The organism is uncultured Cyclobacterium sp., from assembly GCF_963976465.1.
Taxonomy (GTDB): Bacteria; Bacteroidota; Bacteroidia; order Cytophagales; family Cyclobacteriaceae; genus Cyclobacterium.
The window spans coordinates 1-6,862 of sequence record NZ_CAXBOC010000321.1; the positions used below are offsets into that span (position 1 = coordinate 1).

Sequence of the window (6,862 nt, forward strand, 5' to 3'; positions counted from 1 at the left end):
CTTCATCACCGCTAATGAAAATAGCGCTGGATGCCGGGGAGATAGCACGGGAAAATTACCCTCTGACTATCCAGATTGATATACCGCTCAGCAAGGGGGGAAAATATCAGCTAATCAATGAAAATATTGGTGCAAGTTATCCCGCACAAGTTTTGCCCTCCGGAGAACTGTTGGTCTTTATAGATCATATGGATGCAGCTACCAAGGCTGAATTTAGCTTAATAAAAGCTACCGAATCTAAAAAGCAAAAAGTGACTATCTCACAAACAGAAGAGGGGGTGGAAGTATTATCCGAATCACAGCCTGTACTAAAATATCAAACCGCAGTGGCAAGCCCTCCCGGTGATTTGCCTGATTATTATGAGAGAAGCGGCATGATCCACCCACTTTACAGTCCGAGTGGACAAATTATTACAGATGCTTTTCCGTCAGGTCATACCCACCAACACGCTATTTTCAATGCGTGGGTAAATACCCAATATAAAGGAGAAAAAGTTGATTTCTGGAATCAGCATTCAGAAACAGGTACAGTAGAACATGTAAGTTTGAATACAGCGGAGGCAGGAAACAGTGGGGCAATTATCGAAAGTCAATTGCGCCACATCAGCCTAAAATATGGGGAAGTCTTAGGAGAAAAATGGACCATCATGGTTTACCCAACCGATGATTATTTCATTTTTGATTTGATATCGGAACAAACCAATACAAGTAATGACACTCTTTTTATTTTAGAATATCATTACGGTGGAATGGGTTTCAGAGGAAGCAAAGAATGGAATAAAGTAGACAGTACCCACTTTACCAATACCTGGGAAATCCTGACATCGGAGGGCTATACAAATGAAAACGCCAACCATACCCATGCCTCTTGGGTTTCAGCCTCAGGAAAGGTTGACGGCCAAAAAACATCGGTTACAGTATTTGGATTTCCTGAAAATTACAGGTATCCACAAGCCATCAGGGTGCACCCTTCCATGCCATATTGGGTCTATGCACCAATGGTTGACGGGGAGTTTTATATTGCTCCCGGAGCCGGTTATAAGAGTAAATTCAGGTATTATGTGCCCAATGGAGCATCCAACCCGGAAATAATTAGGAATATCGATCAGAGCTTGAAGTCTCCGGTAAAGGCTACACTATTGGATTAAAAGAGGTCTAGTGATATTTTGTCACCTTTGTCACACAATATGGCAACAAAGGTGACAAAATAAGGCCCACTTAGGAATACATCATTATTCTACCCAACGGTGATTCTTTCGCCTAAAAATGAACCGTGTAACTCATTACCGGGAACATGGATAGCTGCGGTATTTCATCGATTTCTTTTTTAACGTTATTGTAGTAATAATCAATCGCTGTATTATTATTTGTCAGATTTTGAATATCCAGTTTGACCTCATGGCTTAGCTTTTGTTTATTCACTCGATAACTTATGGCTATATTAAGGTAGAACACATCATCTGCCTTATCCCCCAGGTATTGACCTTCATTTTCCACTTGCTTTTCCTGTTTGATGGATTCTTCCAGGTCAATTGAAGTATACCTTCTGCCTCCCAAAAAGGTAATTCTTGAATTAACTCCTATGGTTTTATCATTAGAATTTTTTCGTCCCACTGTAAATTCTTTTCCAAATAGAAAGTTCCCTACATAATTCCCATTGTATCTGGAGTTTTTCCAAGCTCTATTTTTGGCCTTGTATTTAGAATCATAGAAGGAAGTCGTTAGCAAGAAATAATATTGATTGCTAAAATACCGCTCCAAGGTAAGTTCCAAACCAATATTTTTTCCTTCACCTTCATTTACTAAAGCCTTGTCCACAAAATAATCATCTTGATTGATTAAAGAATAGAGACTCCCTAATTTGTCCTCGACAGGGATATTATACAAATGCTGATAATAGGCTTCCAGCTTTAAAAACAAATTGCTGTTCAATAAATTTTCATAGCCAATTACATAATGGGAAGCCTGCATAAGCTCTAAATTTTTGTTGGGCATGGAATAATTGCCATTGGGCTGGTAAACCAGGGCATAATGATTAGGCAGAGAGGCCATTTTACTATGTAGGCCAAAAGCTGCATTTATATTTTGCGATTCATCCAGTTGGTATTTCAAAGCCAATCTGGGTTCAATATATACCTTGTCATTTAAATTGCTTTTGGAAACATGCACCCCGTTTATAGCAGTAAGAAGTGCTGAAACCCTCCATTTCCAATTGAAATAACCCTCAGTAAAATTGGCTACTCCTTCATTCTCCTGCCCTTTCAAATATTGATTTTGAGGAATACTGAAATAGCGATTCTCAAAATCAAAGTTACTATGAGCATACATCAGTCCTGCCTGAAAATTGTGCTTGGAATTAATTTTATGATGTAAGGTGGACAATAGACGTGAGGTTTGATTATTTAAGCTTGCGTTATAAAATTCTTTCAATATTTCTTCTTCATAAGGTCTTTTTTCAATCAATTTACTCCCGTTAAAACCATAAGAGACGATGGATTTTAAGTAGGTATTGTTGCCCAAAGGAATAAAATGTTTAAGTCCTGTTACTGCCAAGTTACTGTATTGGGAACCATCTTCCAATATGATTTCATCGTCTTCCTCATCAGTGGTAACAAAGCCGATTTTGCTAGCTCCCCCTAATCCAAAAAAGGTAAATATTCCTGCCTTTTTTGTGGGGAAATAAAATTTAAAACTTAAATCCTGATACCTGGGTACACCACCAAAATCAACCAAGCCTATGTCATCCAATAAGGAAAGGGTAGAGTAACGGTAGTTTACCAAGTAACTACTATTGTTCTTTTTACTGATGGGGCCTTCAGCGGTAAAATCTAGGCCCAAAACGCCTAATGAGAAACTATATTCCTGCCTTTCATCATTGCCTTTTCTGAGTTTCATGTCAAAAATACCCGATAAAGCGTTCCCATATTGGGAGGCAAAGGCTCCTGAATAGAATGCTGAATTGGCCAACATTTGGCTATTCAGGGCATTGATGGGGCCACCTGTAAGCCCTTCAATAGCAAAATGGTTTGGGTTAGGGATCTCAATGTCTTCCAACCTCCACTGTATAAACCGTGGGTTGTTTCCTCGCACGATGATGTCATTGTTACCGGAACCTTCATTGATTATTCCGGCAAAGGAAGACACCAGACGTGCGGGATCACTTATGGCTCCTGCATGTCTTTTGGATTCTTCAATGGAGAGTTGTTTGGCGGAACTAATGGCCATTTCATTGGTGGATTCTCCCTTTTTATAGGCCCTTATTTCCACCTGATCCAATTGCTGAAATGATTCTTTCATCTCAATGTTTAAAACAGTCTCCTTACCTGAAATCAACAAAATATTTGGAACGGTAACCCTTTCATAACCTAAGCTTGAAACCGACAAAGTAACCCGACCTACGGTTACATTCTCAATTTTAAAATTGCCATCAATATCTGAGATCTCACCAATTAATGGGTTTGAATTGTCTATTGTGACATTTGCAAAGGGAATGGCACTTTTACTATCGGTATCTACAATTCTCCCTCTAATCGTTTGATGGGGACTTTGTGCATTAACTGCATTCACAAATAAAAAAGTGGCAAAAATAAATAGGCCAAATACTATAGGTTTCATAAGATAAATTTTTAGTGTTTACCTAATGACAACAGAAGTTGTATATCCCCCTAGTTTGGAGGAAACTGAATCAAACCTATCGAAAGGGTGATGGCCTTATTTTTGGTCGATAATATTAAAAAAATATATTTTAAATGGGTGGATTGGTTCTAATTAGCGTGTGCTCCTTATTAAAAATCCTGAGTTTAAAGAAACGATAATAACCTGGCTAAAAACATTTAATAACTCATGTTTACTTTTACTCATTAAAATTAAAGGCTAAGAAAAGGTAGTTTAGCCTGTTTAGTTCTTTTTCAAATCTTCGGATGTAGCCAAAGCGATTACTCTTCCTTCGCTGCCTACTGCATTGTAGAAGTGATAAACCACACCCTTCCACTTTATTACCCATGGCTTATGGGCATACTTTTCGTCAAAATCTTCTGAAGGTGCAACCAGATCTTCCCCCTCCCAATCTGTCCAGTTAATTAAATCATAGGAACAAGCAAACCTTTCAAAAGCTCCAGGCTTCCAGAAGGCTCCAAAATAAAACATAACATATAGATCATTTATTTTAGCAATTTGGGCATCTCCACAAATTCCTTTTCCTCTGCTTATGACGGGATCATTTCCAAAGCGTTTCCAAGTCAACATATCATCTGAAACAGCCATTCCAATACTTTCATAATTTGCTGAATCTCCTTTCGCATTGTAGTACATGATAAAAGGATGTCCGGTGTTTTCATCATTGTCTCGGATGACCAAGCTTTTGTAAATGGTTTTATTTTCAAACCAACGAATATCCTCATCCTCAGGAGACAATAATGGTTTATGGTTTGTTTTCCATTCTTTAGCATCGGTCAAGGTAGTGGTGTTGGCCATGCCTATTTTAAGTGTTCCTGCTTCATAACCTTCAGAGCTCCCTCCCAAATAACTCATCCAATATTGATCCTTAAATTTTTCCACACCATAATCTCCACCCCATTCTGTATTGACCAGGGAGACATATCCTGCCTTTTGGTTGGCATCCCAAGTGTCTTTGGTGAAAGACAAAATTTTACCTTTGGATTCCCAGTCTAACAAATTTTCACTTTCTGCCAACCATGTTTCATAGCCTTGCCCATCAAAAACAATATATGTCATGTACCAAATCTCATCTTTTTGGAAAATGGTTGGTGAATCAATCATCTTAGTAGTATCCGGATGCTGAAAAACCACTCCATATTTGAAAGGGGTTTTAACTTCTTCAAAAATTTGTTCCATTATCTCTTTAGAAACTGCTGTCTTTGGATTTGATTCCTTTTGGTTACAACAGCTCAATGCTAAGGATATGAATGTTAGGACTATGGATAAGAATGAAGATTTCATTGGATACAATAACTTTATTAAAAATTATTAAGAATAGAAAAAGCCCTGTGTAAAATGGGCTTAAAATTAATTTGAATGCTGAATATAAAGTAAAATATCTTTGTTCTATACTTGCCCTAAAAGCTTCTTTTCCTCAACCCTTAAATAAACTCAATTTGCGCCTATTATATTACCCTATTCGCATTCCATTTGGCACCGCACTATCAGGTTGAATTAATGTCACCTCTTTATTTTCTCCTAAACCTCCCAAGACCAGGCACTCACTCATCATGTTGGCAATTTGTTTGGGTGGAAAATTAATTACAGCAATTACTTGTCGACCAATTAATTCTTCAGGTTTATATTTTTTTGTTATTTGAGCTGAAGTTTTCTTTTTGCCAAAAGACCCAAAATCTATCATTAATCGATAAGCAGGATTTTTTGCTTCAATAAATACTTCAGCCGAAAGTATTGTTCCTACTCTCATTTCTACTTTTAAAAAGTTATCCCAAGATAATTCCTCCATTATTATTCGCTTAAGTTCTCAGGTCATGAAAACAACTTTTGATTTTAATCCTGACTCAAATATATCGGAAAAAAGTAAGGTAATGAAACCAACTTAGTTTAAGAAGGCAGGGTTAATGTCCGTATCAATACCTTCGAAAAGTGATTCCATCATGGAATAATAATTCTTTTGCACATTCAAGCTTTTAATGGTTTGGATTCAATCTTTCTAAATCTTAGCCATTAAGCATTCAAGCATCATCCATAAAAAGTTTTATTTCCAAATCAATGGACTCTTCAATCTTAACTAAGCCTCCTAAACGGCTTGAAGCATTAAGCCCAAGCTCTTCCATGGAGAGGTTTAGGGAACCTTGGTATTTACCATCCAATTGGTAAAATGCCACTTTTTCTAAAACATGATCTTTACCCGCCATTTGTAAAAATATATCGCCAAAAATCATTTGAGAACCACGTTGCAAATTACTTACAGAAACCAAACATATTGGATGTTCTTCAGCTTTAAGCGTTTTTCTAAAATCACTGTTCAATAAAAAATTACCACAACCAAAAGCACTTACAGGGATTTCAAAATCCAGGGAAGCTACTGCACTGGACTTTGAATCAAAAAGTAGCGTATCGCGTTTGTCTTGACTCTCATAGCTGCATTCAAAACTCCCGATTGTAGTTTTGCCTTTTACAATGATTTCTGTTTGATCAATAACCAATGCTTCATTTTGAAATGAGCCGGTTAGGAATAAACAACAGCCTAGTAGTAACGCGATACGCATGATTTAATAAATTAAACTTTAAAAACCTATTACTCCTTCGATCATTAATCCATTGAAAGAACCTCCATTACGGATATCAGTTGGAGCAAAATCCTGATAGTTTTGGCTAACATATTCTAATTTTGCCAGAATATTTTTGGTAATATACCAACCACCACCAACTTGAACACGAGAAATGTTTGGTTCTATTCCACTTACCATTTCACCACCAACCTTATTGTAACGGCCCGCCAAATAGTAATTGTCACTGGCGCCAAAACGGTAAACTGCGTCAACACCTACTTGATTCCAGGTTCTGTCTTCGCTTTCATTGGACGCTTTACCTTTTGATTGCTCAAAGTTTCCAAAAAGCTCCAAACCACGATACGAAATAAATGGGTTCAACACAATTGCGGTTACATTGTCTCGCATACCGGGATTAAAGCGGCCTGTTCTAAAATCGGAAGAAGTAGAAGCCAATGTATTGGACATGACAAGGTAATAACGTGAACCTGATCTATCTCCTGCCCACAGGGTGTTATTTACAGAACCTGAAGTTGTATAAACTGATCCTGTCAACCTTAGGCGTAGTTCATTGTCTAAGGTTTTATCATAGCCTAGTTTTCCGATAAAAGATGGCTTTCTTTTGTCCG

5 protein-coding genes and 1 pseudogene are annotated in these 6,862 nt (G+C 37.5%); 1 reads left to right on the forward strand and 5 read right to left on the reverse strand.

Features of this window, described 5'->3' with window-relative positions; all coding sequences use genetic code 11:
- Positions 1–1,148, forward strand: a 1,148-nt coding sequence (locus tag AAC037_RS16695; protein ID WP_339904142.1) for a PmoA family protein, incomplete at its 5' end; no start/stop codon positions are given.
- A gap of 112 nt (positions 1,149–1,260) precedes the next feature.
- Here the strand turns inward: AAC037_RS16695 and AAC037_RS16700 are convergent.
- From AAC037_RS16700 to AAC037_RS16720, 5 genes and pseudogenes are all read right to left on the reverse strand, one after another.
- Complete coding sequence (locus AAC037_RS16700; protein WP_339904144.1) at positions 1,261–3,615, reverse strand: TonB-dependent receptor; 2,355 nt, start codon at positions 3,613–3,615, stop codon at positions 1,261–1,263.
- Positions 3,616–3,897: 282 nt separating this feature from the next.
- On the reverse strand, positions 3,898–4,854 hold the full coding sequence (locus AAC037_RS16705; RefSeq protein ID WP_339904145.1) for a glycosylase: 957 nt from the start codon (positions 4,852–4,854) through the stop codon (positions 3,898–3,900).
- 274 nt (positions 4,855–5,128) lie between these two features.
- The gene (locus AAC037_RS16710; RefSeq protein WP_339904147.1) at positions 5,129–5,464 is read right to left on the reverse strand and encodes a tRNA-binding protein; all 336 of its coding nucleotides are present in this window, start codon (positions 5,462–5,464) and stop codon (positions 5,129–5,131) included.
- Between the two features lie 229 nt (positions 5,465–5,693).
- The gene (locus AAC037_RS16715) at positions 5,694–6,230 is read right to left on the reverse strand and encodes a hypothetical protein (protein ID WP_339904149.1); all 537 of its coding nucleotides are present in this window, start codon (positions 6,228–6,230) and stop codon (positions 5,694–5,696) included.
- A gap of 18 nt (positions 6,231–6,248) precedes the next feature.
- Positions 6,249–6,862, reverse strand: a pseudogene (locus AAC037_RS16720) (hypothetical protein); the annotation flags it as partial.